The organism is Roseateles sp. T103, from assembly GCF_057219915.1.
This window is the reverse complement of record NZ_JBXVVS010000002.1, coordinates 743990-767538: the sequence shown is the minus strand read 5'-3', so window position 1 is coordinate 767538 and position 23549 is coordinate 743990. Positions and strand designations below refer to the sequence as shown.

Here is a 23549-nt window from a genome sequence, read left to right as displayed (position 1 = left end):
CGCAAGGAATGGAAGGAACACTCATGACCCGAGACCTTTGCGCATCCATGCGCTCGAGACTCCCGTGGCCGGTATGGCTCGCTGCCGGCAGCCTGCTTCTGGCCGGCTGTGCTCGGCTGGAACCCAGGCAAGCCGTGCAGACCGATGTGGTGGTGTACGGCTGCACCTCGGCCGGCGTCGTGGCGGCGATCAGCGCGGCCCGGCAGCATAGGAGCGTCGAACTGCTCTGCGCGGATGACCATGTCGGCGGCATGAGCAGCAACGGGCTGGGCTGGTCCGATGTCGGCAACCACCGAGCGATAGGCGGCTATGCGCTCGAGTTCTACCGGCGCGTCTACCAGCACTACCAGCAGCCCTCGGCGTGGAAGTTCACCGCCGCTCCGGACCCGGCAGCGAACCGCTTCGTCAGCGACGGCGCACAGTGGGTGTTCGAGCCCCATGTCGCAGAGGCGGTGTTCGACGCCTGGTTGCGCGAGGCTCGCGTACAGCCTCGTTGGCATCAGCGGCTCGATCGGTCCCCTGGCGGCGTGCACATGGACGGTCGCCGCATCGTGGCGTTGCGCACACTGGATGGACGGCTGTATCGGGGCCGGATGTTCATCGACGCCAGCTACGAAGGCGATCTGATGGCCGCAGCCGGCGTGAGCTACACGGTCGGGCGCGAGTCCAATGCCAGCTATGGCGAGGTGCTCAACGGCGTGCAGGCCCGCTACACCCTGCACCATCAGATCGAGGCGGACGTCGATCCCTATCGCATCCCAGGGCGCCCGGAGAGCGGCCTGCTGCCATTCATTTCCGCCGAGAAACCCGGGCCGGACGGTTCGGCAGACAAGAAGGTGCAGGCCTACACCTTCAGGCTCTGCCTGACCGACGTGCCAGCGAACCGCGCACCAATCACCCAGCCCGAGGGCTACGACCCGATGGACCATGAGCTGATGGCGCGCTATCTGGCCAAGGGCTTCAATCAGGTGTTCCGCAAGTTCGACCGCATCCCCAATGGCAAGACGGATGTCAACAACTGGGGCGGCGTGTCCTTCGATGCGATAGGCATGAACCACGGCTATCCGGAAGGCAGCTATGCCGAGCGCGAGGCCATCGTCGCCGCGCACAGGCGCTATCAGCAGGGACTGCTGTGGTTCCTCGGCAATGACCCACGAGTGCCAGCGTCCATCCAACAGGAGATGCGCCGCTGGGGTCTGTGCAAGGACGAGTTCGGCGCCAATGGCAACTGGCCCCGGGAGATCTATGTGCGCGAGGCGCGACGCATGGTGTCGGACTTCGTCATGGCCGAGCCTCACCTCTTCGGTGCCAAGGCGACGCCCGAGCCGGTGGGCATGGGCTCGTACTGGCTGGATTCGCACAATGTGCAGCGCTATGTGACCGAGCGCGGCTTTGTTCGCAACGAGGGCAATATCGAGTACCCGCCAGGGCGCGCGTATCCGATCAGTTACCGATCCATCGTGCCGCGGCGTGGCGAGGCGGAGAACCTGCTCGTGCCTGTGGCGCTGTCGGCATCGCATATGGCCTATGGCTCCATCCGCATGGAGCCTGTCTACATGATCCTCGGGCAGTCGGCGGCCAGCGCCGCAGCGCTGGCGATCGAGCAGAACCGATCCGTGCAGTCCATCGACTATGCGGATCTGCGCGCAAGGCTAGTTGCTGCTGGACAGATTCTCGAGCTCCAGGGGCGCTGAGCGATGCGCGCCTTCATCAAGCAGGCAGCTCCCCAGCGTACAGGCCATTCACTCACCGGCGTGGCGCGGCTTTGCTCTGCGCTGGCGCTCACGGCGCTGGCTGCCGCCGCGCAGGCTGAACCGCTTGGCCTCGACATCGCACAGGGACGGTTGGCCGGGCGTTCCGCCGATGGCGTCGACAGCTTCCTGGGCATCCCCTACGCGGCAGCGCCTGTCGGCGATCGGCGCTGGCGTCCGCCCGCGACTCCGGAGCGCTGGAGCGGGACGCGGGACGCGTCGGTGGCCGGCAACGAATGTCCGCAACCCACCAGCCGGCTCACCATAGATCCCAGCGGCCGACCGCAGAGCGAGGACTGCCTCTACCTCAACGTCTGGACCCCGAGCGAGCGAGCCGCAGACCTTCCGGTGCTGGTCTGGATTCACGGTGGCGGCTTTGTAGCGGGAACCGGGGCGCGCGGCATGACCCAGGGTACGGCGCTGGCGCGCCGTGGACTCGTTGTCGTGTCGCTCAACTACCGTCTCGGGCGTCTGGGCTTCTTCGCGCACCCTCTGCTGACGGCCGAGAACCCTGACGGCCTGCTCGCCAACTACGGGCTTCAGGATCAGCTGGCGGCGCTGCGCTGGGTGAAGCAGAACATCCGCTCATTTGGCGGGGATCCTGCCAATGTCACGCTCATGGGCGAGTCGGCCGGTGGTGCTTCGGTGAACCATCTGATCGCCTCGCCACTGGCGCGCGGGCTCTTCCACAAGGCCATCGTGCAATCAGGCGGTGGCCGCGTCATTCCTCCCGCAGTCACGGTGCGCGCCGGCACGGCAAGGCAGCCGGGCGAACGGTCGGCCGAGTCCATTGGCGAGCAGCACATCGCAGCGCAAGGTCTGGCGCCAGCCACTGCGGCCGAGCTGCGTGCCCTGCCGCTGGACAAGCTGGCCTTGCCGTACGAGGCTGCTTCGAGCGGCAGCGAGCAGTTCCCTGGTGTCGTCATCGATGGCAAACTGGTCCGTCACACAGTCGCGGAGGCATTCGCCCGCGGTGATGCCATGCCGGTGCCCTATCTGGTCGGCGCGACGGATGCCGAAGCGCTGCTCGCGATGACGCCGACGATGCTCGAAACCGCGCTGACCGCGTTTGGTGAGGCCCGCCAGGCGGTGACAGCCGCCTATGGCGGGGATGGCGCGCGACTGCTGCGGGAACTGGGCGGCGACATCGTCTTCACCGAACCTGCACGACACCTGGCTCGACAGATGCGGCTGCACGGCGCACCCGTCTGGATGTACCGCTTCGGCTACCTGGCTCGTGCGGCGGTGGGGCGGCTGGCCGGCGTCCCTCATGGCTATTCGCTACCGTACTTCTTCGATCGCATGGGCGCCACCGGGCTCTCGCTCGATGAGCGCGACCTGGAGGTTGCCGCGACGATGGCCGACTACGTCGCCGCATTCGCACGGCATGGCGACCCCAACGCTCCCGGCCGCCCCCGATGGTCGCCTTACGGAACAAGCGAACTGTTGCTGAGCGTGGAGCCGGACCGCATCGAGACAAGGCCGGACCAGCGAAGCCGACGGCTGGACCTGATCGAAGGCTTGGCGACCCGTCTCGGCTACTAGCCGCCGCCCAGATCGCGGCAAGGGGCCCGGATCAACGGCTGGCGGGTGACAGCAGGCCCATCATGATCGGCCGGGCGTAGAGCTCGCACGCATTCCCTGCGTCTGCCGAACGCACCCAGCGACGCAGTTCAGCCGCCGCCATGACGCCGCTCAAGAGCGCAAAGGCGGCAAGCCGTGGATCCACGGGCCGAACCGAACCGTCGATCATCCCGGAGACCACGATGCCGCTGACCCGTTCCATCATGCGCCCGAAGTCTTCGGCGACCTGGGTCCGATGCTCGGCATCGGGCAGTGCCGAGTTTGCCGACCAGCGCAGCAAAGGGCCATCGTCGGAGAGTTGGTACAGGACCAGGCCGCGGGCAATCGAGCAGAGATGCTCCCAGCCGGAGCCGCCGAAGGTCTCGGTCAAGTTCACCGCCTTGCGCAGGGTCGACAACGAGCGATCGAAGCACTGCTTGACGACCTCGTCCTTGTTGTCGTGGTAGTGATAAAAGCCGCCCTTGGTGAGGTTCAGGCGCTCGGAAATTCGATTGACCGATGCGCCGGCATAGCCTTGCTCGTTGATCAGTTCCGTGGCGGCTTTCAGGAACTGATTGGACAAGGTCCTCTCTGGCATCTGTTCCAGCCACTGCGCTTCCAAGCCGGAGTCCAGCCATTGTGAATGTGCTGTCCCGACCCCATGGATCACCACGTCGCCGAGCCGCTGTGCGACGCGCCCCAGATCTTCTGGTGCGTAGCGATGGGCGATAGCACTGATGGCATGCAGCAGCGACAGCAGCAAGTGGCTCCTGGCATTGGCATCCTCGCGGGACCAATCAGCCGTGCGCGGGTCTTTCAGCAGCTGGCGCAGCCGGCGAAACATGCCGGTGTAGCGGTCGAAGACCTCGGTACTCTGCGGCTGCGGCAGGGCACGGATCTCGTGGAAGTACATGATGGGCGGGCGCTGGCCCGCGGCGATCTGGCCATTGAGCTCCACGCTGGCGCGGATCAGTTGGTGAATCCGATCCTCGATGTCTTGCCGCTGCGCCGCCGAAGCAATGATCCCGTCGAACGTGTCGATGGCGCCCATGAAACAGGTCTGGGCCAGATCCTCCTTGCGGCGAAAGTAGTAGGTGACGCCGGTCTTGATCAGATTGACGCGCGCCGCGACCTCCGACAGGGTCGTTCCGACCACCCCTCGTTCGTTGAAGAGGCCGATTGCTGCAGCAATGATGGCTTCACGCTTGTGACTGAATCGCTTCGACTGAGTCGCACCGGTTTCGAAGGCTGGGGTCTCTTCCATGGGCTGTGTTCCGAGTTTGTCGTCATTGTGCCGCGTCGCGAGACCGGATCTTCGTCAGCAAGAAACATACCGAATGTTCTGCTTATTCGCATGATGGCGCTGGGTCATGCCAAGAAAGCTCGATTAATAATGGCCAATGTCGCTGCAATGCGAATGCATCATTGCATTCCTATTGTTCAATTTGCTACCATGCGAGCAGCGTAGGGGAGTGCGCTCTGTGCCCGGGGGGGAGGGTCGCATGACGGCAGATCAGGCAAGGCCCGGCGACGCGGACATTGCCTAGCGTCGGCGGATCGATCGAGGCGACCGCGTCTCGGCCTGGAGTGCCCTGAACAGCGCGTTCCGAGAGGCGGCCGGACTGTCCGTCGTCCGCAACCAGTTACCAGTTCTGATGTGCGTCTGCGGCACCCACAGAGTGCTCGGCGGCAGCAGGAGGCCAAGAGGCAAGGCATGACAACAGCACGCGCATATTCGGCTTTGGCGATCAGCGCAGACACTCGAAGGAGCGGGCCGACACTGCGCAGCGCTGCTCAAGCGCAAGGGGGGGCTTCACATCCAGAGTTGCGCAGTGAGGAATCTGCCAATCTGGAGTCGGGCGCGTGGTTCGCCTCGCTCTCACCAGCGCTCCGCAAGGCAATGCTGGCCCGGGCTGTCGTGCGTCATGTCAACAAGGGCGCAATGCTGGTTTGCTCCGGAGACATGGCCAGCGATTGGATCGGGGTTGCCAGCGGCGCACTGCGCTTGAGTCAGGACTGGAAGGAAGGCGCGAGCTTCACGCTCCAATTCCTGGGCCCTGGCGACTGGTATGGCGATGTGGATCTTGTCGATCCTGCGCCAGCGATGGTTGCAGTGCAGGCCCACACGCGCTCGACGCTGCTTATCCTGCCGCGACGCAGCCTGCATGAGCTGATGAACGAGTCCGACGAACTGCGCTCGGCCTTGCTCCAGATGAACTGCAGGCGCTTGCGCTGGCTGCTTCGGCGCATCGAAGGGCTGAAGACCCCGGCACTGCTCCCACGCGTCGCCGCACAGCTCCAACGCCTGAGCCAGCAGTTCGGCAGACCAACGCTTGGTGGCATACACATCGAGGTCCCCTTGACGCAGAGTGACATGGCGGACCTGCTGTGTGCCAGTCGGCAGCGGGTGAATCTGGTGTTTCGGAGGTTGCAGATGCTGGGCGTCATTCGCACTCGACACACCACCATCACGATCATCGACCCGGACCGACTTGGCGCCGTCGCGGATGGTCGTCAGGTCTCCCAGCCCCTCCGATGAGAAAGCATTCGGCCCTCTGTTGCAGAGAAGCGATCTGCAGGCGCTGGGGCAACTGAGGACGCCGGCCTTTGCTTGCTGGCGTTGGCATTGAGTTGATCGTCGTGGACACTGCTCAGAGAAGTTGGCCCATCGCGTCGAGCGTTTGCGCTCGGTCAGCGTGGCGGCACGACTCGATCGACTTCCTGATATGGGGCGACTCCAATCACCAAGTCGCAGGCCGGGGGAACTGGAGCCAGCCCTCGCGACAGTCACCGTGGACCAGAACGCTGCCCTCTGGGTGCGCGCGCGCCTGGCTGCGACTACTGCAAAGCTGCCCGGCGCAAGATCCCATCTGCCCCCATCTTGCAAATGCAGCGCTGGCCTTCGCGGGGTTGCCCGACGGACTATTTTGTTGATTTCGGCGCCTACTGGGCCGTCTGAGTGCGCGCCCCTTGCGACGGCCGACTTGTCGCATGCACCGGGCTCACGAGCGTGCGATGGATCCGTATAGGATGGCCGGATGCGGCACATCACGAAGTTGACCTGCTGTGTGGCACTGTTGGCGGCAGCCTGCCTGGCGCGCGCCGAAGCGCTGCGCGCTGCATTGCTGGATGTGGCCCCCTATGCGATGCGCAGTGCTGAAGGGGGAGTCGTAGGCCTGTATCCCGATCTGCTGCGCGGCATCGTGATCGACGCGGGCATGACGCTCGACCTGTCCCTCGTGCCTTTTGCTCGCGTGGCTCAAAGCCTTCGCGACAGGAGCTCCGATATCACGCTGGGCTTCTCGACCGAGGCGCTGCAGGTGGATGGCATGAGCCTGGGCGTGGTGGCGAGCTACGAGTCTCTGGTGGTGGCGAATCCTGAGCGGCGAGAGCTGCACAAGCGTGAAGCCCTGGCGGCCTGGACCGTGGGGCGCCTGCGTGGCGGCTGTCAGGACCTGGAGAAGCTTGACATCGGCATCAAGTTCGTCGAGCTCAACAGCTTCACCAGCGGCCTGCGCATGTTGAAGATGAGGCGCCTGGACGCCGTCTGCGGAATCACGCGCGAGGCTCTCCAGCTCAGCCTGGGCGAGGCGGGCGTAAGGCGCGACGAACTCGGAGCCACGCTGGTGACGGGGCGTCGCGACGTTCATCTGTTTGTGCGGCGCGACCTGGCACAGGAAACCCGCGAACGCCTGCAGCGCAGCATGAAGCGCTATCAGCAGTCGCAGCGCGGCTGAACAGGCAAGGGTTGCGGCGGGCCAGGTCCCTGGGGCTGATCCGCTACGCTCCGGCTGATGCAAACCGCCCCCAACGCTTCCAACACCTCGATCGCCCGTGCTGCGGGCTGGATGGCCGGCTGGCTGACCTTGATGGTCGTGATCGCCGTCGCCGGGCGCGAGGCCGCGCGCGAGCTGTCGGTGTTCCAGATCATGCTGCTGCGCTCCACGCTGGGCATGGTCATGCTGTGGCCGCTGGTGCGTGCAGCGGGGGGGCTGTCAGCCGTCAGAACCGAACGACTGCCCCAGCATGTGCTGCGCAACGTGGTTCACTACGCCGCGCAGTACGGCTGGTTCGCAGCCCTGACGCTGATTCCGCTCGCACAGGTGGTGTCGATCGAATTCACGATGCCGATCTGGTCCGCGGCTCTTGCCGTGGCCTTTCTCGGCGAGCGCATGAGCGGCCGAAAGTGGTTCGCGGTGCTGCTGGGGCTGGTGGGCGTGGCGGTGATCGTGCGCCCTCACGCAGGCGAGGTGGATGCCGGGCAGCTGATCGCGCTGGCCTCGGCGCTGGGCTTCGCGGTCTCGATCGTGCTGGTGAAGTCGCTCACTCGCACCGACGCGGCGGTGGCGATCAGCTTCTGGATGCTGGTGGTGCAGAGCGCGATCGGGCTCGTGCCGGCGCTCGCGGTCTGGCAATGGCCATCGGCGGCGGCTTGGGGCTGGGTGGTGGTGGTGGCCTTCTGCGGCACCTATTCGCACTACTGCTTCGCCCGGGCGATGCAGCATGCGGATGCCACCGTGGTGGTGCCTATGGACTTCCTGCGCGTGCCCTTGACCGCGCTCGTCGGCTGGTTGGTGTACTCGGAACGGGTGGACCTGTTCACGGCGCTGGGCGTCGGCCTGATCCTGGCCGGGAATGTGCTGAACCTGCTTCGCTTTCCGACGGGCGCAGGCAAGGTCCGGCGGTCCTAGTCGAGTACCGCCACGCGTTCGCCGTCGAGCCGGATCGCGCTGCTGGCGGCCAGCTCGTGTAGCAGCTCCTCGCTCCACTGCGTCAGGGGCAGCTGCGTGAAGAAGCGCGCGCGCATGCGCTCGTAGATCGGCGAAGCGGCCAGCCAGTCGAGCAGGCTCTGCCGCGAGCGCTCGCGCACATCGAGCAGGTGGAACATGATCAGCGCCTTCGCGGCGTGCCTGGCGTGGCGCTCCGGATAGCGGCGAAAGAACTGCAGGCGGCTGCGCGCTTCTTCCAGCGCCTGCGGCGCATCGGCGAAGGGGCGGCCGTGGCCGGGGATGACCAGCTGCGCGTCCAGCGACTCGATCAGGTCCAGCGTGTCGCCGACCTCGTCGAAGGCCTGCGCGCCCTCGATCTCGGGGAAGACGATGCCGAAGCCATGCTCCCACAGCGCATCGGCCGAGATCAGGCAGCGCTGCTGCGGCTCGAAGAGCAGGATCGCGTGCATATCGTGGCCCGGCGCGGCATGCACCTGCCAGCCGAGCCCGGCCTGCTCGATCAGCTCGCCGGGCCGCAGCGCGCGGTCCGGGGTGAAGCGCGGGCATTGCTGGCCGGTGTAGCGGTAGCTGAGCCTGTCCTCGTCCCATGCCGCGGCGGCGGCGAAGTCGCCGGGCGGTATCCAGATCGGCACCTCGGGATGCAGCGCATGCAGCCGCGCATTCCCGCCGCAATGGTCCGAATGCAGGTGCGTGTTGACGATCAGGCGCAGCCGGCCGGCGATGTCGGCGCGCAGCGCGGCATCGAGCAGCGCCGCGGTCTGCTCCCCATGCGTGCAGTAGCCGGTGTCGACGAGCACGGCGCCGCGAGCATCGCCGCCGAGCAGGATGTTGTTGGCCGACAGCCAGCCGCGCTCGAAGACCTGGACGCCCGGCGGCAGTTGCATGGATTCGCGACTCATCGGCGCAGCCTAGCGGCAGCCGCGCCGGCCTGCCGCCGCAAGGGCTTGTGCTTCAGTTCGTGCTGCGCAGCTCGCGGCGCAGGATCTTGCCGACATTGCTCTTGGGCAGCTCGTCGCGGAACTCGATGTACTTGGGCCGCTTGTAGGCGGTGAGCTGGTCGTGGCAGAACGAGGCCAGATCCTCTTCGGCCAGCGTCGGGTCCTGCTTGACGACGTAGAGCTTGACCGCTTCGCCCGAGCGCGCATCGGGGATGCCCACCGCCGCGCACTCCAGCACGCCGGGGTGCATGCTAACGACCTGCTCGATCTCGGTCGGATAGACGTTGAAGCCCGAGACCAGGATCATGTCCTTCTTGCGGTCGACGATGCGGATGAAGCCCTGTTCGTCCATCACGCCGATGTCGCCGGTCTTGAAGTAGCCGTCGTCAAACATCACCTTGGCGGTCTCGTCCGGGCGGTTCCAGTAGCCGGCCATCACCTGCGGGCCGCGGATGCAGATCTCGCCGCGTTCGCCGATGGGCATGTCGCGTCCGTCGTCGTCGCGGATCGCGATCTCGGTAGACGGCACCGGCAGGCCAATGGAGCCGTTGAAGTCGTGCACGTCCAGGCGGTTGATCGTCGCCACCGGCGAGGTCTCCGACAGACCGTAACCCTCGACGATGGGGCAGCCGGTGATCTTCAGCCACTTCTCGGCGGTGGCCTGCTGCACGGCCATGCCGCCGCCGTTGGAGATCACCAGCTCGCTGAAGTCCAGCCGCGCGAAGGCGGGCTCAGCGGTCAGCGCATTGAACAGCGTGTTCACGCCGGGGAACATCTGCACCCGGTGCTTCTGAAGCGTGGCGACGAAGCCGGGGAAGTCGCGCGGGTTCGGGATCAGCAGATTGGTCATGCCCAGCCGCGCGCCGAGCATGTAGCAGGCCGTCAGCGCGAAGATGTGATACAGCGGCAGTGCGCAAACCGTGGTCATCTGCTTGTTGCCGACCTTGTCCAGCATGGGCTTGAACCAGGCCTCGGACTGCAGGATGTTGGCCACCACATTGCGGTGCAGCAGCGTCGCGCCCTTGGACACGCCGGTGGTGCCGCCGGTGTACTGCAGGAAGGCCACGTCGTCCGGGCCGGCGGCCACGCGGCGCAATGACAGGCGCGAACCTTCCTCGATGACGCGGTTGAAGCGCGTCACCGTGCGGCCGTCATGGGTGGGCAGGCGGAACTCGGGCACCATCTTCTTCAGATGGCGCACCGCGAAGTTGATCCAGCGGCCGTACCACCAGCCGATCAGGTCGCCCAGCGAGGCCAGCACGACATGCTTGACGGCGGTGTGGTCGATGACCTCTTCCAGCGTGGTGGCGAAGTTCTCCAGCACGATGATGGCCTCGGCACCCGAGTCCTTCAGCTGGTGCTCCAGCTCGCGCGCGGTGTACAGCGGGTTGACGTTCACCACTGTGAAGCCGGCGCGCAGGATGGCGGCGATCGCCACCGGGTACTGCAGCACATTGGGCATCATGATGGCCACGCGCGCGCCGCGCTCCAGACCCCGGGCCTGCAGCCAGGCGCCCAGCGCCTGCGACATCTCGTCGATCTGGCGGAAGCTCAGGGTGCGGTCCATGCAGATCGCCGCAGGACGGTGGGCGTGCTTGTGAAAGGCCTCCTCCAGCAACTGGGTCAGCGAGCTGTAGGTGTCGGTAGCCACCTCGTGCGGCACGCCCGGTGGGTAGCTCTTCAGCCAGGGTTTGCTGCTGCTGTATGCGCCAGCCGCCGTCGGGGCGGCAGCGGCGACGGCCTCGTTCGCCAGATCCTGCACCTTGCTTGTCTCCTAGGCGTCAATCGCGCCCCATGCTTTATCACTGCTTCGCATGGTCGCGGCAGCGCACGGCCGCAGGTTAGGGTAATTGCCCCAATGGATCGTCACCTGAGGGACAGAGGGCCTCGGCACTGCGCGCGTCGGCGTCGAACAGGGCCTTCGCCAAGGCCTCCTCGCGCCCGCGCACCGTGGCGAGGAAATGACCTGCGCCCTTCATGGCCTTGAAGGTGTCGAAGCCGCATTCGAGGAAGTGCTGCAGGTCCTGCAAGCCCGCCGCGCGTGCCGGGCCGCGCATCATGCGCAGCGCCTGGCGCAGCAGCGGTTTGCGCGTGTAGGCGTCGAGCGCTTCGCCGATGTCCAGCGTCAGGTCGATCTGCAGCTGCCGCTGCGGCGCATGGCCGCAGGCCTGCCAGGCGCGCAGATAGCCGGCGCGATCGGGCTCGGTGCCGAGCAGATGCCGCGCCATCTCGGTGTCCAGTCGCTCGCTGGTGGCATGCAGACGCGCCAGTTCCTCCACCGTGCGCACCACCTCGGCGGGGAACAGGCGCACCAGCGCCGGCACCACGCGCGCGAACTGCGCGTCGCGCTGCGTGAAGTCGCCGGGCCCGTAGAGCTCGTCGAGGAAGAACTGCGCCGCGTCGCGATAGCGCTCGGACGCGAGCAGGTCGGCATAGCTGCGCCGGAAGCGCTGCTGCTGGTAGTGCTTGAGCTTCTCGACGGCCTGCTCCAGCCCGGGCGTGGCCTTGCGCAGGCGGCGCTGCTCGCCCACCTGATGCAGGAAATCCAGAATCCTCTCGGCTGTCGCTTGATCCATCTCGAACGCGGCCCGCGCAGCGGGCAGGGTGGCAGACATGGCAAGCCTACACTCGACGCCGCACACCTCGAAGGAGCCAGCGCAAGATGAATGCCCGATTGCAACGCCTCATGCTGCTGTTTCGTTGCGGCATCGTCGCGGCCCTGCTGGCCTGGGGCTGGACCAGCGAACGCATGGGTGAGGGGCTGATCTGGGCGCTGTTGGCCGGCTGGGCCTGGGCGGTGCTGATGCTGCCGCGCTTCTTGCTGCCGCAGCTGCACCGGCCGGACCGCTGGCTGGCGGCCATCCATGCCTGGTGGACCGAGGTCTGGGCGGCGGAGCGCGTGTTCAGCTGGCTGCAGCCCTTTGCATCCGCGCGCGAGCCGGACCATCTGCCCGCGCACAGCAGACAGCGCGGCGTGCTGCTGCTGCACGGCTTCACCTGCAACCGCGGGCTGTGGAACGATTGGATGCGCGTGCTGCGCGAGCGCGGCCATCCGCATGTGGCGCTGACGATGGAGCCGGCCTACGGCAGCATCGACGACTATGCCGATGCAATCGAGGCCGCAGTGCGCCAGCTCGAGGCCAGTGCGCCGGGGCTGCCGCCGCTGATCGTCGCGCACAGCATGGGCGGACTGGCGGCGCGCGCCTGGTGGCGCCGCCATGGCCGCGCGGGGCGTGTGGAGCGCATCGTGACGCTAGGCACGCCGCATGCCGGCACGCGGCTGGCGCATCTCTCGCACACCACCAACGGCCGGCAGATGCGCCGCGACAGCCGCTGGCTGCACGAGCTCGCAGCCAGCGAGACGCCGGAATTCCACCGCGGCATCGATTGCATCTACACGCCGCTGGACCAGATTGTGTTTCCCGCCGAGACCGCGGTGCTGGCCGGCGCCTATGCGCTGTCACTGCCCGAGCGCGGGCATCTGGGCCTGGCCTTCGACCCGCGCGCGCTGGCCCATGTGCTGCGCCGCCTGGACGAGGCGGCGCAGCGGGTCTAGTCGGCGCGCGGCTTCAGGCGGCGGCCTTGCTCTCGTCCTTGGCCTCGTCTTTCAGCACGCCGCGGCGGATCTGGTCGAGCTCGATGCTCTCGAACAGCGCGCGGAAGTTGCCTTCGCCGAAGCCTTCGTTGCCCTTGCGCTGGATCAGCTCGAAGAAGATCGGGCCGATCACTTCCTTGGTGAAGATCTGCAGCAGCAGCTCCTTCTCGGCGCCCAGATGCGCGGCGCCGTCGATCAGGATGCGCAGGCGGCGCAGCTCTTCGACCGGCTCGCCATGGCCGGGCAGGCGCTTGTCGATCAGGTCGAAGTAGGTGTCGATGGTGTCTTGGAACACCACGCCGCCGGTCTTCATACCGTCCACCGTGGCGTAGATGTCGTCGGTGCCCAGCGCGACGTGCTGGATGCCTTCGCCGTGGTAGAGGTCCAGGTACTCGGCGATCTGGCTCTTGTCGTCGCTGCTCTCGTTGATCGGGATGCGGATCTTGCCGCAGGGGCTGGTCATCGCCTTGCTCTTCAGGCCGGTGAGCTTGCCCTCGATGTCGAAATATCGCACTTCCTTGAAGTTGAACAGGCGCTCATAGAACTCGGCCCATTCCTTCATGCGGCCGCGGAAGACGTTGTGCGTCAGGTGGTCGATATAGGTCAGGCCGTGGCCGACCGGGTTGGGGTCGACCGGCTGGCCGGCGGCGTCGAGCAGCGGCACGAAGTCCACGTCGTAGATGCTGATGTTGCCGATCGAGCCGGTGGTGGCGCCGTTCTTGCCTTGCCAGCGGTCGACGAAGTAGATCAGCGAGTCGCCGATGCCCTTGATCGCCGGGATGTTCAGCTCCATCGGGCCGGCCTTGTTGTCGAAGCCCCAGGCTCCCAGCTCCAGCGCGCGCTTGTAGGCGGCGGCGGCGTCCTTGACGCGGAAGGCGATCGCGCAGATCGATGGCCCGTGCAGGCGCGCGAAGCGCTGCGCAAAGGAGTCGGTCTCGGCATTGATGATGAAGTTGACGCCGCCCTGGCGATACAGCGTCACGTTCTTGTGGCGATGGCGCGCGACGGCGGCAAAGCCCATGGTCTCGAACAGCCGGCCCAGCGCGGCGGGGTCGGGGGCGGCGAACTCGATGAACTCGAAGCCATCGGTGCCCATCGGGTTGTCCCAGGGAACGAAAGCGCTCATGGTGTGTCTCCTCGGCTGTGCCGGTCGTGCTTGCGATGGGTCAAGACTGTAGGGCGCCGTCCGCGCAGGATTCCTGCGATCTCAGGCGCGTATCTGGCGTTGCACACAGGATTCCTGCAAGAATGGCCAATATGGCAAACGAAATCCAGCTTGATGCGATCGATCGACGCATCCTCAAGGCGCTGCAGGTCAACGGCCGCCTGACCAACGACGCACTGGCCTCGGAGGTCAATCTGTCTGCCTCGGCGGTGCTGCGCCGCGTGCGCCGGCTGGAAGAGTCGGGGGCGATCGCTGCCTATGTGGCGCTGGTGCCGCCGGAGCGCGTGGGCCTGGGCCTGACCGCCTACATCAATGTGCGGCTGGAAAAGCACACCGAGAGCCACAAGCGCAACCCGATGGACCTGTTCAAGGCCGCGGTGCAGACCTGGCCTGAAGTGGTGGAGTGCGCGGCGCTGACCGGCGAGATGGACTATCTGCTGCGCGTCGTCGTCGCGGACATGGCGCACTACGCGCGCTTCATCAGCGAGACGCTGCTCAAGCACCCCAGCGTGCAGGACTGCAAGACCAGCTTCGTGCTGGAGCGGGTGAAGAACACCACTGCCTTGCCGCTGTAGTGCGGCACGCGGGTGCTCAGTCGAATTCGTGCAGCAGCTTCAGCGTCGGCTCACGGCCGAGGTTGAGCAGCTGGGCAATCTCGGTCACGTCGTCGGGAACGGCGGGATCGTCCCAGCCATCGGCGGTGTGGCGAGCCAGGCGCACGGCCAGTTTGACGGTCTGCACCTGGGGATCGTTGTCCAGGCGGTCGTTGGTGATGTGGGCCAGCAGCTCGGGCAAGTGCCAGGCCTGCATCAGCGACTGCTCCAGCGCGGCCAGCTCGATGCCCAGCACCTCGCGCTGCACGGCCGCACTGCGCAGCTGACGGTTCATCGCCTGGCGACGGCGGATCTCCTGGGCCAGATCGGGCGCATGACACCACAGCAGCATCTCGGCGAAGTCGTGCAGCATCGCCGCGCTGTGGATCACCGCGGCATCGTGGTCGAGCCGGTGCACCGCGAACCCCAGCGCGAAGCGCGCGGCGCGCTCGGCGCGGCGCAGCACGCGCAGCAGGCCATCCATGGCCTCGGGACGGCCGAGCAGGCGCTGCTCGATGGTGGGCTGCGGTCCGAAGGCGGCGAAGAAGGGCGTGATGCCCAGCAGCACCAGCGCAGCCGTCACCGTTTCGGCGTCGGTGGTGCGCCGGCTGGAGCGGTGCTCGGCGACATAGGACAGCACCTTCAGCGTCATCAGCGGGTCGGCGGCGATCATCTCGCCCAGGCTGTTGGCGTCGACCTCGTCCTCGTTGGCGCGCATCAGCTCCAGCGACTCGGCCGTCGTTTCCAGCACCGGGATCTCGGCGCGATGGAAATGGTTCGTCCATGCGCGCAGATCCGGCAGCGGCCGGAGCAGCGGCTGGAAGGGGACGGCGGCGTCAGCGCTCATGCTCGGTGTCATCGAGTCCTAGGTGATCGTATATCGGCCACCGATGCACCGGCTTGAGGCACGCGCCGGGCGAAACGGCCCGGCGCGTGACTTATTGGCGCCTCAGAGTCGTGTCACGCCGGGCAGGCGCCCGATCAGCTCGCCGTCGATGTACAGCGCGCCCTCGGGTGCACCGGCCTCGGCATAGAACTCCAGCTCGGGCGGCAGGCGGCGGCGGGCGGGCCCGCGCTGCAGCGCCGTGGCCAGCTGCGCCAGTGCCAGACTGCCGCGCTGCAGGCCGTGCGCCAGGCTGCGGCGCCAGAGGCTTGTCTTATGTGTGCCGGCCATCTGCTCGGGCCAGCGCTGAATGCTGTGGATGCGTGTCATCTTCTTCTCCCGGATCGTGGCCCCGTGGGTCTAGGGGCCGTTCTTGTCAGTCGAATGGCGCTGTAGCTCGTGGCGCAGCGCGGTCTGTGCCTGTTGGCGCAGTGCCTTGGTGCTGGGGCCGTGGCGGCCCGCCTGGCGCTGAAGGCCGGGGCCGACGAGCGGATTTCGCGGCTTGGGCAGCTTGTGCTGCAGCTTGCTGGCGAGCAGCAACTGCGGCCGCGGAGCGATGAACTGGGCCATGGTGGCCTCCTGTTGGTTTGTAGGCCTTGCGCGAGCTCGGGCTCGCACAAGCGACGGTGGCGAGTTGGCGCCTGACTTCCTGGTGACGCGTCCATGCAGCGGCGCAGCTGGGGCGTGTGAGGCCTACGGCTGTGGCAGTGCGGACCCGTCGTGGCGGTGAGGCGCGGGCGGGGCTGGGCGGTATGGGTGCGCGAGGCGCTGAATCCGCCGGGGACTACTTCTGAGTACGGCACGTGCGCCTCAGGGCGAGGCGCAGATGGAGCTCGCGGTGCGTGCGCGGGCGGCTGCAGCGGACGACCGGATCAGGTTCAGTACCCGGTGTCGCTCACAGTGCCGCGAAGCCGTGGCTCGCGTGTGAGACGTTGCAGTGAAGCTTGTGTCATCGCGACGAACCCCATCGCGACTTGAGCAAATGATAAACGATTGATTATCTTGCGCAAGTACTTTTTATCGGATTGCCTCTTCAGGCTAGGGGGGGCTCTGCATAAAGCGGCGCGAGGCCGGGTCGTGCGGATCGGGATGGGATGCAAGGCGCAGTTCGCGGCCAATAGCCGTAGCTATTGGCGAGAAGTGCAACGCTGCAGCCCGCCCGAGTCCGCGCGATCACGGACCGCGTTGATTTGTGCAGAGCTTCCCTAGGGGGTCACTTCTTGCCCTTGAGCGGCGCGATGCCCTGCTGCAGCCGGCGCCAGGCGTCCATGTCCTCGTCGACGGCCGGCTTGGCGACGCGCGGTGCGGCTGCAGCCGTCGCCGCCGGACGCGCCGGCACGACAGGGCGGCTCGGCGCTGGCGGTGCCATCTTGTCGGCGCCGGATGGCGTCAGCACCTCGCCGAGCAGGTCGAGCAAGCGCGTGCGGGCACGCTGCGGATGGCGGCGGTAGTAGGTCAGCACCAGGCCGACGATGAAGCGCTCGTCCTCGTCCTGCGGCACGCTGGGCAGCGTGCTGTCCTCATGCGCCGCCGCGGCGGCTGCGGCGCCGGCATGGTGCTCCTGGTCCATCCAGCCCATGGGCTTGTGGCAGAGCTGCTCGAACTGGCGCGCCAGGCGCTCGCCGATCTGGCGCGAGCGCCCTTTGATCTGGCTCCAGTAGCTCGGTTGGATCTGCAGGCGCTCGGCAAAGCGGCGCTCCAGGCCGCGCAAGGTGGCGGCATCGGCGTGCTTGACCGTCGCGGAAACGAATTCTTCGAACAGGAGCATCGCGTTGTCCAGACGGATCTGTGCGACGTCCCGATGGGCTGGTGACATGCCTCTATGATAAAGCTCCGTTCATCCTCGAGCCGGATCGGCGCGGGCGCCGCTCCTTGCTGCCGCCCTGCATGTCGCCACTGCTGCGCCTCGGCCAGAGCTGTCTGCCGGCCTTTCTGCTGCTCCTCAGCCTGTTTGGCGTCGCAGCGGCACATGCCATCGAGGGGCGCGCCGTCGACGCGCACACAGGCCAGCCGGTGGTTGGCTTGAGCGTGCGCCTGGCTGGTCAGCCGCTCGTACTGACCGGCGATGCCCAGGGCCGTTTCAGCCTGCCCGAGGGCTACCGCGGCGCACTGCAGCTGCGCGCGCCGGGCTACCGGCGGCTGGTGCTGGCCAGCGATGGCGCGACGGCAGCGCTCGCCCGTCTGCAGCCGCTGCGCCCCAAGGCGCTCTACCTCTCGGTCTTCGGCATCGGCAACCAGACGCTGCGCGACGGGGCACTGGCGCTGATCGACCAGACCGAGCTCGACGCGCTGGTCATCGACGTCAAGGGCGACCGCGGCCTGGTGCCTTACCGCAGCGCCGCGCATCTGGCGGCGGGCCTGGGGCCGCAAGGCTTCATCTCGGTGGCCGACATGCCGACGCTGCTCGCCCAGTTGCGCGAGCGCGGCCTCTACCTGATCGCCCGCATCGTGGTGTTCAAGGACGATCCGCTGGCGCAGGCGCATCCGCAATGGGCGGTGGCCGATCCGCAGGGCAAGGGGCTGTGGAAGGACCGTGAAGGCCAGGCCTGGATCGACCCCTTCCGTCGCGAGGCCTGGGACTACAGCCTGGCGCTGGCCGAGGAGGCCGCGCGCCTGGGCTTCGACGAGGTGCAGTTCGACTATCTGCGCTTCCCCGATGCGAGCGGCCTGAGCTTCAGCGCGCCGAACACGCGCGAGAACCGCGTCGCCGCGATCAGCGGCTTTCTCGATGCGGCGCGCCTGCGCCTGGCACCCTACGACATCAGCATCGCCGCCGACATCTTCGGCTACGTGGCCTGGAACAGCGACGACACGCAGATCGGCCAGCAGCTCGAAGAGCTCGCCCGCCACGCCGACGTGCTGTGCCCGATGCTCTATCCGTCCGGCTTTTCGCACGGCATTCCCGGTCATCCCGATCCGGTTGCGGCGCCCTATGCAATCGTCGAGCAGTCCTTGAAGCGCCTGCTGCAGCGCAGCGGGCTGTCGCCGCTGCGTGTGCGGCCGTGGTTGCAGGCGTTCCGCGACTACGCCTTCGATCGCCGCGTCTTCGATGCCGACGAGATTCGCGCGCAGATCGACGCGGCCGAGCAGCTCGGCACCGGCGGCTGGATGCTGTGGAACGCCGCCAACCGCTACGAGGCCGGCGGGCTCAGGCCCGAGGCGCCAACGCCGCCAACGCTGCAGGTAGCGCCTGCGGCAGCCGCGTCGGCCGCTACTCCTCGTCCCTGACCTTGTAGCCGCTCATCAGCTGCGCTTGCGTGTTGGGTGGCACCGCCTCGTAGTGCGACAGCGCGATGGTGTAGCGGCCCTGGCCGCTGGTCATCGAGTTGAGCCGGGTCTGGTAGCTGGCCAGCTCGGCCAGCGGCGCCAGGCCCTGCACGGTGATCAGGCCCGGCACCGCGCTGCGCGTGCCGCTGACCTGGCCGCGGCGCGAGGCCAGATCGCCGGTAACGTCGCCCATCGCGCCCTCGGGGGTGAGGATCTCCACATGCACGATGGGCTCCAGCACCAGCGGCCGCGCGGCCTTCACCGCCTCGATCAGCGCCTTGCGGCCGGCGGTGACGAAGGCGATCTCCTTGCTGTCCACCGAATGGTGCTTGCCATCAAAGACGGTGACGCGCAGGTCCACCAGCGGAAAGCCGGCGATCGCACCGCTGGCCAGGCCGGCGCGCACGCCTTTCTCCACCGCGGGCATGAACTGGCCCGGGATCGTGCCGCCCTTGACCGCATCGACGAACTCGAAACCCGTGCCGCGCGGCAGCGGCTCCACGCGCAGGAAGACCTCGCCGAACTGGCCCGCGCCGCCGCTCTGTTTCTTGTGGCGGTAATGGCCCTCGGCCGGCGAGGCGATGGTCTCGCGGTAGGCGATCTGCGGCGGTTTGGTCTGCACCTCGAACTTGTAGTTCTCGCGCAGCCGCTCCAGCAGCATGCGCAGGTGCAGCTCGCCGAGGCCGTAGACCAGGGTCTCGTTGGTGCTGGCCACATGCTCGACCTTGAGGCAGGGGTCTTCGTCGATCAGCTTGTGCAGCATCTCCCACAGGCGCTGCTCGTCGCCGTGCCGAGTCGGGCTCACCGCCAGGCCGTGCACCGGCACCGGGAAGTCCAGCGGCGCGAGGTGGATGTGCTCGTCCTCGGGCGCGTCGTGCAGCACCGCGTCGTAGTGCAGCTCTTCCACCTTGGCGATCGCGCAGAGCTCGCCGGGCAGCGCCTGCTCGACCTCCACATGGGCCTTGCCCTGTAGCAGGAAGAGATGGCCGACACGAAAGGGCTTGCGCGCGTGGCCGACGAAGAGCTGGCTGTTGCGCGTCAGCGTGCCCTGGTGCACGCGCATCACGCCGAGCTTGCCGAGATAAGGGTCGGCGTTGATCTTGAAGACATGGGCCAGCACATGGGCGCCGGGGTCAGGGCTGGCCTGGATGGGCCGCGCCTCGGCGCCTTCGCCGCTGAGGAACTGCGGCGGATTGCCCTCGCTCGGATTGGGCAGCAGCCGCTCGATCACGTCGAGCAGCTCGGCCACGCCGGCGCCGGTCTTGGCCGAGGTGAAGCACACCGGGATCAAATGCCCTTCGCGCAGCGCCTGCTCCAGCGGCGCATGCAGCTCGCGCGGATCGACATCGCCCTCGTTCAGATAGCGTTCGACGAAATCGCCATCCACCTCCACCACCTGCTCGACCAGCGCGCGGTGCGCGCCTTCAGGCGAGGAGAAGTCGGTGGACCCTGCGGTATTGAAGAAGCAGTCGACGACGCGGCTCGCACCGTCGGCCGGCAGGTTCAGCGGCAGGCACTCGCGACCGAAGCTCTCGCGCAGTGCATCGAGCAGGGCCGGCAGGTTCACGCCCGGCGCATCGATGCGGTTGATAACGATGACGCGGCACAGCCCGCGCTTCGCGGCGGTCTCCATCATCCGTGAGGCCATCAGCTCGATGCCGTTGCTCGCGTTGATCACGACGATCGCGGTGTCCGCCGCCTCCAGCGCGGGCAGCGACTGGCCGATGAAGTCCGGCGCGCCCGGCGTGTCGATCGCATGGATGCGTATGCCGGCATGGTCCATGTGCACGATGGACGACTGCAGCGAGTGCTGGGCCCGTTTCTCCAGCGCGTCGTAGTCGCTCACCGTGTTGCCGCGCTCCACGGCACCGGGGCTGGCGATAGCGCCGGCTCGGTGCAGCAGCGCCTCGGTGAGGCTGGTCTTGCCAGCACCCGCCGGGCCGACCAGCGCGATGCTGCGTATCGCCGCGATACCGCCGGCGGTGCCGGCCGCGGCCTTGCCGACCTTGGGGCTGCTGTTGTCCAAGCTGGCGCTCATGGCTGCCTCCTGCTGGCTTTGAGGGTCTGGGTCTTCTGCTTCTTCCCGACATCCCGTGCCCGGCCGGCGGCGCCGCACTGTCACGGACTGACCCCAGCGTAGGCCAAGCGCGCAGCGCGCACAAGAGCCCCGGATCAAGCCGATGCCGACGGCCCGGCGGTGCAAGAATCGGCAGCGCCCGCTGTCCGCTCACTGCTGGAGATCTGCCGATGAACACACGCTCCTCGCGTCTTGCCGCGCTGGCTGCTGCCACGGTGGCAGCCCTGGGTCTGGCCCCGGCCGCCGATGCCGCCGCGCCGACGGACCCGCGCATCCAGCAGATGCTGGCCAGCATCTCGCCGCAGCGCATCGAGCAGCGCATCAAGACCCTGGCCGCCTTCGGCACGCGCCACACCTTGTCGGAGACCGAATCGGCCACGCGCGGCATAGGCGCCGCGCGACGCTGGATACAGCGCGAGCTGCAGGACTGCTCGCAGCGCGCCGGCGGCCGCCTTCAGGTGGAGATGGACAGCTTCATCGAGCCCGCCGGCCGGCGCATGCCGCGTGCGGCCGAACTGGTCAATGTGGTGGCCACTCTGCCCGGCGTCTCGCCGGCCTCGCGCGAGCGCCTGCTGGTGGTCAGCGGCCATTACGACTCGCGCAACAGCGATGTGATGGACGAAAAGGGCGAGGCGCCCGGCGCCAACGACGATGCCTCGGGCACCGCGGTGGTGATGGAGCTGGCCTGCGTGATGGCGGCGCAGCGCTTCGACGCGACGCTGGTCTTCATGGCCGTGCCGGGCGAGGAGCAGGGCCTGCTCGGTGCCGCGCACTGGTCGCGCCAGGCGCTGGCCAAGGGCCTGCGCATCGACGCGATGATCACCAACGACATCGTCGGCAGCCCGCGCGGCGATGCCGGCCAGCACGACCCGAAGCAGCTGCGCCTGTTCGCCGACGGCCTGGACCCGCTGCTGCGCCTGCTCAACCAGGCGCGCGCCAACCAGCCCAGCAACGAAGCCGAAAAGGCCGCGATCGAAGCCGCGCTGGCGCCGCTACAGGCCCTGGCCGTGGCCGGCGGCAGCGAGGACCTGCCCACGCACCAGCTGGGCCGTCACCTGAAGGCTGCCGGCGAGCGCTATCTGAGCGGCTTCACCGTCAAACTGATCCAGCGCCGCGACCGCTATCTGCGTGGCGGCGACCATCTGCCCTTCCTGGAGCGCGGCTATGCGGCGGTGCGCTTCACCGAGCCCTTCGAGAACTTTGCGCACCAGCATCAGGATCTGCGCACCGAGAACGGCATCACCTACGGCGATCTGCCCGAGTTCGTCGACTTCGCCTATGTGGCCGACGTGGCGCGCATCAATGCCGCCGGCCTGGCCAGCCTGGCCTGGGCGCCGGCCGCGCCGCGCGAGGTGAGGCTGGACGCCAGCGAGCTGACCAACGACAGCACGCTGCAATGGGCGCCCAATAGCGAGCCCGAGCTGGCCGGCTATCGCATCGTCTGGCGTGGCACCGACGCCGCCACCTGGGAGCATGCGCGCGACGTCGGGCTGGTGACGCGCTTCACCCTCAAGGGCATCTCCAAGGACAACGTCGTCTTCGGCGTGCAGGCGGTCTCGAAGAGCGGTCATGCCAGCCTGGCGAGCTATCCGCTGCCCTTGATGCGGCGCTGAAGCCCTGGTGCAGCAGCAGCGCCGGTAACAGCCTGCAAGAGTGCTCGGCTCGCCCAGGGCCGCGCACTAGACTGCGCGGCGCCCGTCCGCATCGAGGAGCCTGCCATGCACCATCCGCGCGTGTCCCGTCGCGCTGTCGTCGTCTGCACCGTGATGCCGCTATGGCTTGCCGGTTGTGGCGGCGGCGGATCGGAGCCGGTCGCACCTACGCCAGCTCCTGCACCCGCACCTGCGCCGGCTCCCGCCCCCGCCCCCGCCCCGACCCCGGCCCCTCAGATCAGCACCTTGCGCAGCGACCTGGTCAGCCCCTGGTCGCTGGCGGTGCTGCCGGACGGCAGCCTGCTCGTTACGCAGCGCGGCGGCAGCCTGATGCGGCTCTCGGCCGACGGCAGGACCGTGCTGGCGCGCAGCATCAGCGGCGTGCCGGCGGTGGACTCCGGCGGCCAGGGCGGCCTGCTCGATGTCGCGCTGGACCCGGATTTCTCCAGCACGCCCTGGGTCTATCTGAGCTATGCCGAGCCCGGCAGCGGTGCCGAGGCGGGGCGCGCCGGCACCGCGGTGGCGCGCGCCCGCCTGGTGGGCGATGCGCTGCAGGGCCTGACGGTGATCTTCCGCCAGCGGCCCAAGGTCAGCGGCAGCGGCCACTACGGCTCGCGGCTGGTCTTCGCGCGCGACAAGACCCTGTTCATCACGCTGGGCGAGCGCCAGCAGGGCAGCCCGGCGCAGGACCTGGCGCAGACGCTGGGCAAGGTGGTGCGCATCAACCGCGATGGCAGCATCCCGCCCGACAACCCGGCCTGGGGCATAGGCGCGCTGCCCGAGATCTGGAGCCGCGGCCACCGCAATCCGCAGGGCGCGGCCCTTCATCCGCAGACCGGCGAGCTGTGGGTCAGCGAGCATGGCCCGCAGGGCGGCGACGAGATCAACATCGCCCGCGGCGGCGCCAACTACGGCTGGCCGCTGCGCAGCTACGGCTGCAACTACGGCGACCCGGTCGGCGAGGCCTGCCGCATCGGCGGCGGCACCCATGCGCCGACCTATGCGGAGCCACTCACGTATTGGGTGCCGACCTCGATCGCGCCGGCCGGCCTGCTGTTCTACAGCGGGGCAATGTTCCCCGAGTGGCAGGGCCAGCTCTTCTCCGGCGCGCTGGCCGGCCAGGCGCTGTGGCGGCTCACGCTCAGCGGCAACAGCGTCACGGCGCGCGAGGCGATGTACGCCAATCTACGCGAGCGCTTCCGCGACGTGCGCCAGGCGCCGGACGGCGCGCTGCTGCTGCTCACCGACAGCGGCAAGCTGCTGCGCGTCGCGCGCTAGCAGGCTGCTGAAAAGCTACTGCGGCGCCCCTCTGCGTCGTTTCGCGGTGCTGGGACT

At 67.8% G+C, this 23549-nt stretch carries 20 protein-coding genes; 10 read left to right on the top strand and 10 right to left on the bottom strand.

Annotation, left to right across the window (positions count from 1 at the left end; genetic code table 11):
* The first annotated feature begins 134 nt into the window (after positions 1–134).
* Complete coding sequence (locus tag AC2EBS_RS09905) at positions 135–1694, top strand: FAD-dependent oxidoreductase (protein WP_484728224.1); 1560 nt, start codon at positions 135–137, stop codon at positions 1692–1694.
* A gap of 3 nt (positions 1695–1697) precedes the next feature.
* Positions 1698–3296 (top strand): carboxylesterase/lipase family protein, encoded by a 1599-nt coding sequence (locus AC2EBS_RS09900; RefSeq protein WP_484728223.1) that lies wholly within the window; start codon positions 1698–1700, stop codon positions 3294–3296.
* Positions 3297–3327: 31 nt separating this feature from the next.
* Here the strand turns inward: AC2EBS_RS09900 and AC2EBS_RS09895 are convergent, their stop codons facing one another.
* Positions 3328–4578, bottom strand: a complete 1251-nt coding sequence (locus AC2EBS_RS09895) for a TetR/AcrR family transcriptional regulator (protein ID WP_484728222.1) — start codon at positions 4576–4578, stop codon at positions 3328–3330.
* Between the two features lie 450 nt (positions 4579–5028).
* Between AC2EBS_RS09895 and AC2EBS_RS09890 the strand changes: the two genes are divergently transcribed.
* The 3 genes from AC2EBS_RS09890 (at position 5029) to AC2EBS_RS09880 (ending at position 8005) form a co-directional block, all read left to right on the top strand.
* Positions 5029–5853, top strand: coding sequence for a Crp/Fnr family transcriptional regulator (locus tag AC2EBS_RS09890; RefSeq protein ID WP_484728221.1), 825 nt, complete (start codon positions 5029–5031; stop codon positions 5851–5853).
* A gap of 499 nt (positions 5854–6352) precedes the next feature.
* Entirely contained in the window at positions 6353–7051 is a 699-nt protein-coding gene (locus tag AC2EBS_RS09885) for a substrate-binding periplasmic protein (protein WP_484728220.1), read from the top strand.
* A 111-nt stretch (positions 7052–7162) separates the two neighbouring features.
* Complete coding sequence (locus tag AC2EBS_RS09880; RefSeq protein ID WP_484728219.1) at positions 7163–8005, top strand: DMT family transporter; 843 nt, start codon at positions 7163–7165, stop codon at positions 8003–8005.
* Here AC2EBS_RS09880 and AC2EBS_RS09875 read toward each other — a convergent pair.
* The 3 genes from AC2EBS_RS09875 to AC2EBS_RS09865 form a co-directional block, all read right to left on the bottom strand.
* The gene (locus AC2EBS_RS09875; RefSeq protein ID WP_484728218.1) at positions 8002–8943 is read right to left on the bottom strand and encodes an MBL fold metallo-hydrolase; all 942 of its coding nucleotides are present in this window, start codon (positions 8941–8943) and stop codon (positions 8002–8004) included. The genes AC2EBS_RS09880 and AC2EBS_RS09875 overlap by 4 nt on opposite strands.
* A 52-nt stretch (positions 8944–8995) precedes the next feature.
* Positions 8996–10735, bottom strand: coding sequence for a long-chain-fatty-acid--CoA ligase (locus AC2EBS_RS09870; protein ID WP_484728322.1), 1740 nt, complete (start codon positions 10733–10735; stop codon positions 8996–8998).
* A gap of 88 nt (positions 10736–10823) precedes the next feature.
* Complete coding sequence (locus AC2EBS_RS09865; protein WP_484728217.1) at positions 10824–11597, bottom strand: DUF8198 family protein; 774 nt, start codon at positions 11595–11597, stop codon at positions 10824–10826.
* 71 nt (positions 11598–11668) lie between these two features.
* On the opposite strand from AC2EBS_RS09865, the gene AC2EBS_RS09860 reads away from it, so the two are divergent.
* Positions 11669–12538, top strand: coding sequence for an esterase/lipase family protein (locus AC2EBS_RS09860; protein ID WP_484728216.1), 870 nt, complete (start codon positions 11669–11671; stop codon positions 12536–12538).
* A gap of 13 nt (positions 12539–12551) precedes the next feature.
* Here AC2EBS_RS09860 and hppD read toward each other — a convergent pair whose 3' ends face one another.
* Complete coding sequence (gene hppD / locus AC2EBS_RS09855; RefSeq protein WP_484728215.1) at positions 12552–13703, bottom strand: 4-hydroxyphenylpyruvate dioxygenase; 1152 nt, start codon at positions 13701–13703, stop codon at positions 12552–12554.
* 131 nt (positions 13704–13834) lie between these two features.
* Here hppD and AC2EBS_RS09850 point away from each other — a divergent pair, with 131 nt between their 5' ends.
* Positions 13835–14317: an Lrp/AsnC family transcriptional regulator gene (locus AC2EBS_RS09850; RefSeq protein ID WP_484728214.1), complete on the top strand. Its 483-nt coding sequence runs from the start codon at positions 13835–13837 to the stop codon at positions 14315–14317.
* Between the two features lie 16 nt (positions 14318–14333).
* Here AC2EBS_RS09850 and AC2EBS_RS09845 read toward each other — a convergent pair whose 3' ends face one another.
* The 4 genes from AC2EBS_RS09845 to AC2EBS_RS09830 all read right to left on the bottom strand — a co-directional run bounded on the left by AC2EBS_RS09845 (position 14334) and on the right by AC2EBS_RS09830 (position 16986).
* A complete protein-coding gene (locus tag AC2EBS_RS09845) occupies positions 14334–15182 on the bottom strand; it encodes an HDOD domain-containing protein (RefSeq protein WP_484728213.1) in 849 nt (282 codons plus the stop codon).
* A 102-nt stretch (positions 15183–15284) separates the two neighbouring features.
* Positions 15285–15548 carry a hypothetical protein gene (locus tag AC2EBS_RS09840; RefSeq protein ID WP_484728212.1) on the bottom strand — a complete coding sequence of 88 codons (264 nt, stop codon included), beginning with the start codon at positions 15546–15548 and terminating at the stop codon, positions 15285–15287.
* A gap of 30 nt (positions 15549–15578) precedes the next feature.
* Complete coding sequence (locus AC2EBS_RS09835; RefSeq protein WP_484728211.1) at positions 15579–15788, bottom strand: hypothetical protein; 210 nt, start codon at positions 15786–15788, stop codon at positions 15579–15581.
* A gap of 643 nt (positions 15789–16431) precedes the next feature.
* On the bottom strand, positions 16432–16986 hold the full coding sequence (locus tag AC2EBS_RS09830) for a hypothetical protein (protein WP_484728210.1): 555 nt from the start codon (positions 16984–16986) through the stop codon (positions 16432–16434).
* Between the two features lie 119 nt (positions 16987–17105).
* Here AC2EBS_RS09830 and AC2EBS_RS09825 point away from each other — a divergent pair, with 119 nt between their 5' ends.
* The gene (locus tag AC2EBS_RS09825) at positions 17106–18446 is read left to right on the top strand and encodes a putative glycoside hydrolase (RefSeq protein WP_484728209.1); all 1341 of its coding nucleotides are present in this window, start codon (positions 17106–17108) and stop codon (positions 18444–18446) included.
* Here AC2EBS_RS09825 and fusA read toward each other — a convergent pair.
* The gene (fusA, locus tag AC2EBS_RS09820; protein WP_484728208.1) at positions 18430–20523 is read right to left on the bottom strand and encodes an elongation factor G; all 2094 of its coding nucleotides are present in this window, start codon (positions 20521–20523) and stop codon (positions 18430–18432) included. The two genes, AC2EBS_RS09825 and fusA, sit on opposite strands and share 17 nt — an antisense overlap.
* Positions 20524–20732: 209 nt before the next feature.
* On the opposite strand from fusA, the gene AC2EBS_RS09815 reads away from it, so the two are divergent.
* Positions 20733–22175, top strand: coding sequence for a M28 family metallopeptidase (locus tag AC2EBS_RS09815; RefSeq protein WP_484728207.1), 1443 nt, complete (start codon positions 20733–20735; stop codon positions 22173–22175).
* A 153-nt stretch (positions 22176–22328) separates the two neighbouring features.
* Positions 22329–23492 (top strand): PQQ-dependent sugar dehydrogenase, encoded by a 1164-nt coding sequence (locus AC2EBS_RS09810; protein WP_484728321.1) that lies wholly within the window; start codon positions 22329–22331, stop codon positions 23490–23492.
* Positions 23493–23549 lie beyond the last annotated feature (57 nt).

Bases quoted from the DNA above. Each gene is read 5' to 3' on its own strand.
- AC2EBS_RS09845 (WP_484728213.1), bottom strand. From the start codon at position 15,182: ATGAGCGCTGACGCCGCCGTCCCCTTCCAGCCGCTGCTCCGGCCGCTG.
- AC2EBS_RS09900 (WP_484728223.1), top strand. From the start codon at position 1,698: ATGCGCGCCTTCATCAAGCAGGCAGCTCCCCAGCGTACAGGCCATTCA.
- AC2EBS_RS09875 (WP_484728218.1), bottom strand. From the start codon at position 8,943: ATGAGTCGCGAATCCATGCAACTGCCGCCGGGCGTCCAGGTCTTCGAG.
- AC2EBS_RS09825 (WP_484728209.1), top strand. From the start codon at position 17,106: ATGTCGCCACTGCTGCGCCTCGGCCAGAGCTGTCTGCCGGCCTTTCTG.
- hppD (WP_484728215.1), bottom strand. From the start codon at position 13,703: ATGAGCGCTTTCGTTCCCTGGGACAACCCGATGGGCACCGATGGCTTC.
- AC2EBS_RS09835 (WP_484728211.1), bottom strand. From the start codon at position 15,788: ATGGCCCAGTTCATCGCTCCGCGGCCGCAGTTGCTGCTCGCCAGCAAG.
- AC2EBS_RS09850 (WP_484728214.1), top strand. From the start codon at position 13,835: ATGGCAAACGAAATCCAGCTTGATGCGATCGATCGACGCATCCTCAAG.
- AC2EBS_RS09890 (WP_484728221.1), top strand. From the start codon at position 5,029: ATGACAACAGCACGCGCATATTCGGCTTTGGCGATCAGCGCAGACACT.
- AC2EBS_RS09840 (WP_484728212.1), bottom strand. From the start codon at position 15,548: ATGACACGCATCCACAGCATTCAGCGCTGGCCCGAGCAGATGGCCGGC.
- AC2EBS_RS09865 (WP_484728217.1), bottom strand. From the start codon at position 11,597: ATGTCTGCCACCCTGCCCGCTGCGCGGGCCGCGTTCGAGATGGATCAA.
- AC2EBS_RS09810 (WP_484728321.1), top strand. From the start codon at position 22,329: ATGCCGCTATGGCTTGCCGGTTGTGGCGGCGGCGGATCGGAGCCGGTC.
- AC2EBS_RS09895 (WP_484728222.1), bottom strand. From the start codon at position 4,578: ATGGAAGAGACCCCAGCCTTCGAAACCGGTGCGACTCAGTCGAAGCGA.
- fusA (WP_484728208.1), bottom strand. From the start codon at position 20,523: ATGAGCGCCAGCTTGGACAACAGCAGCCCCAAGGTCGGCAAGGCCGCG.
- AC2EBS_RS09880 (WP_484728219.1), top strand. From the start codon at position 7,163: ATGGCCGGCTGGCTGACCTTGATGGTCGTGATCGCCGTCGCCGGGCGC.
- AC2EBS_RS09830 (WP_484728210.1), bottom strand. From the start codon at position 16,986: ATGCTCCTGTTCGAAGAATTCGTTTCCGCGACGGTCAAGCACGCCGAT.
- AC2EBS_RS09860 (WP_484728216.1), top strand. From the start codon at position 11,669: ATGCTGCTGTTTCGTTGCGGCATCGTCGCGGCCCTGCTGGCCTGGGGC.
- AC2EBS_RS09885 (WP_484728220.1), top strand. From the start codon at position 6,353: ATGCGGCACATCACGAAGTTGACCTGCTGTGTGGCACTGTTGGCGGCA.
- AC2EBS_RS09815 (WP_484728207.1), top strand. From the start codon at position 20,733: ATGAACACACGCTCCTCGCGTCTTGCCGCGCTGGCTGCTGCCACGGTG.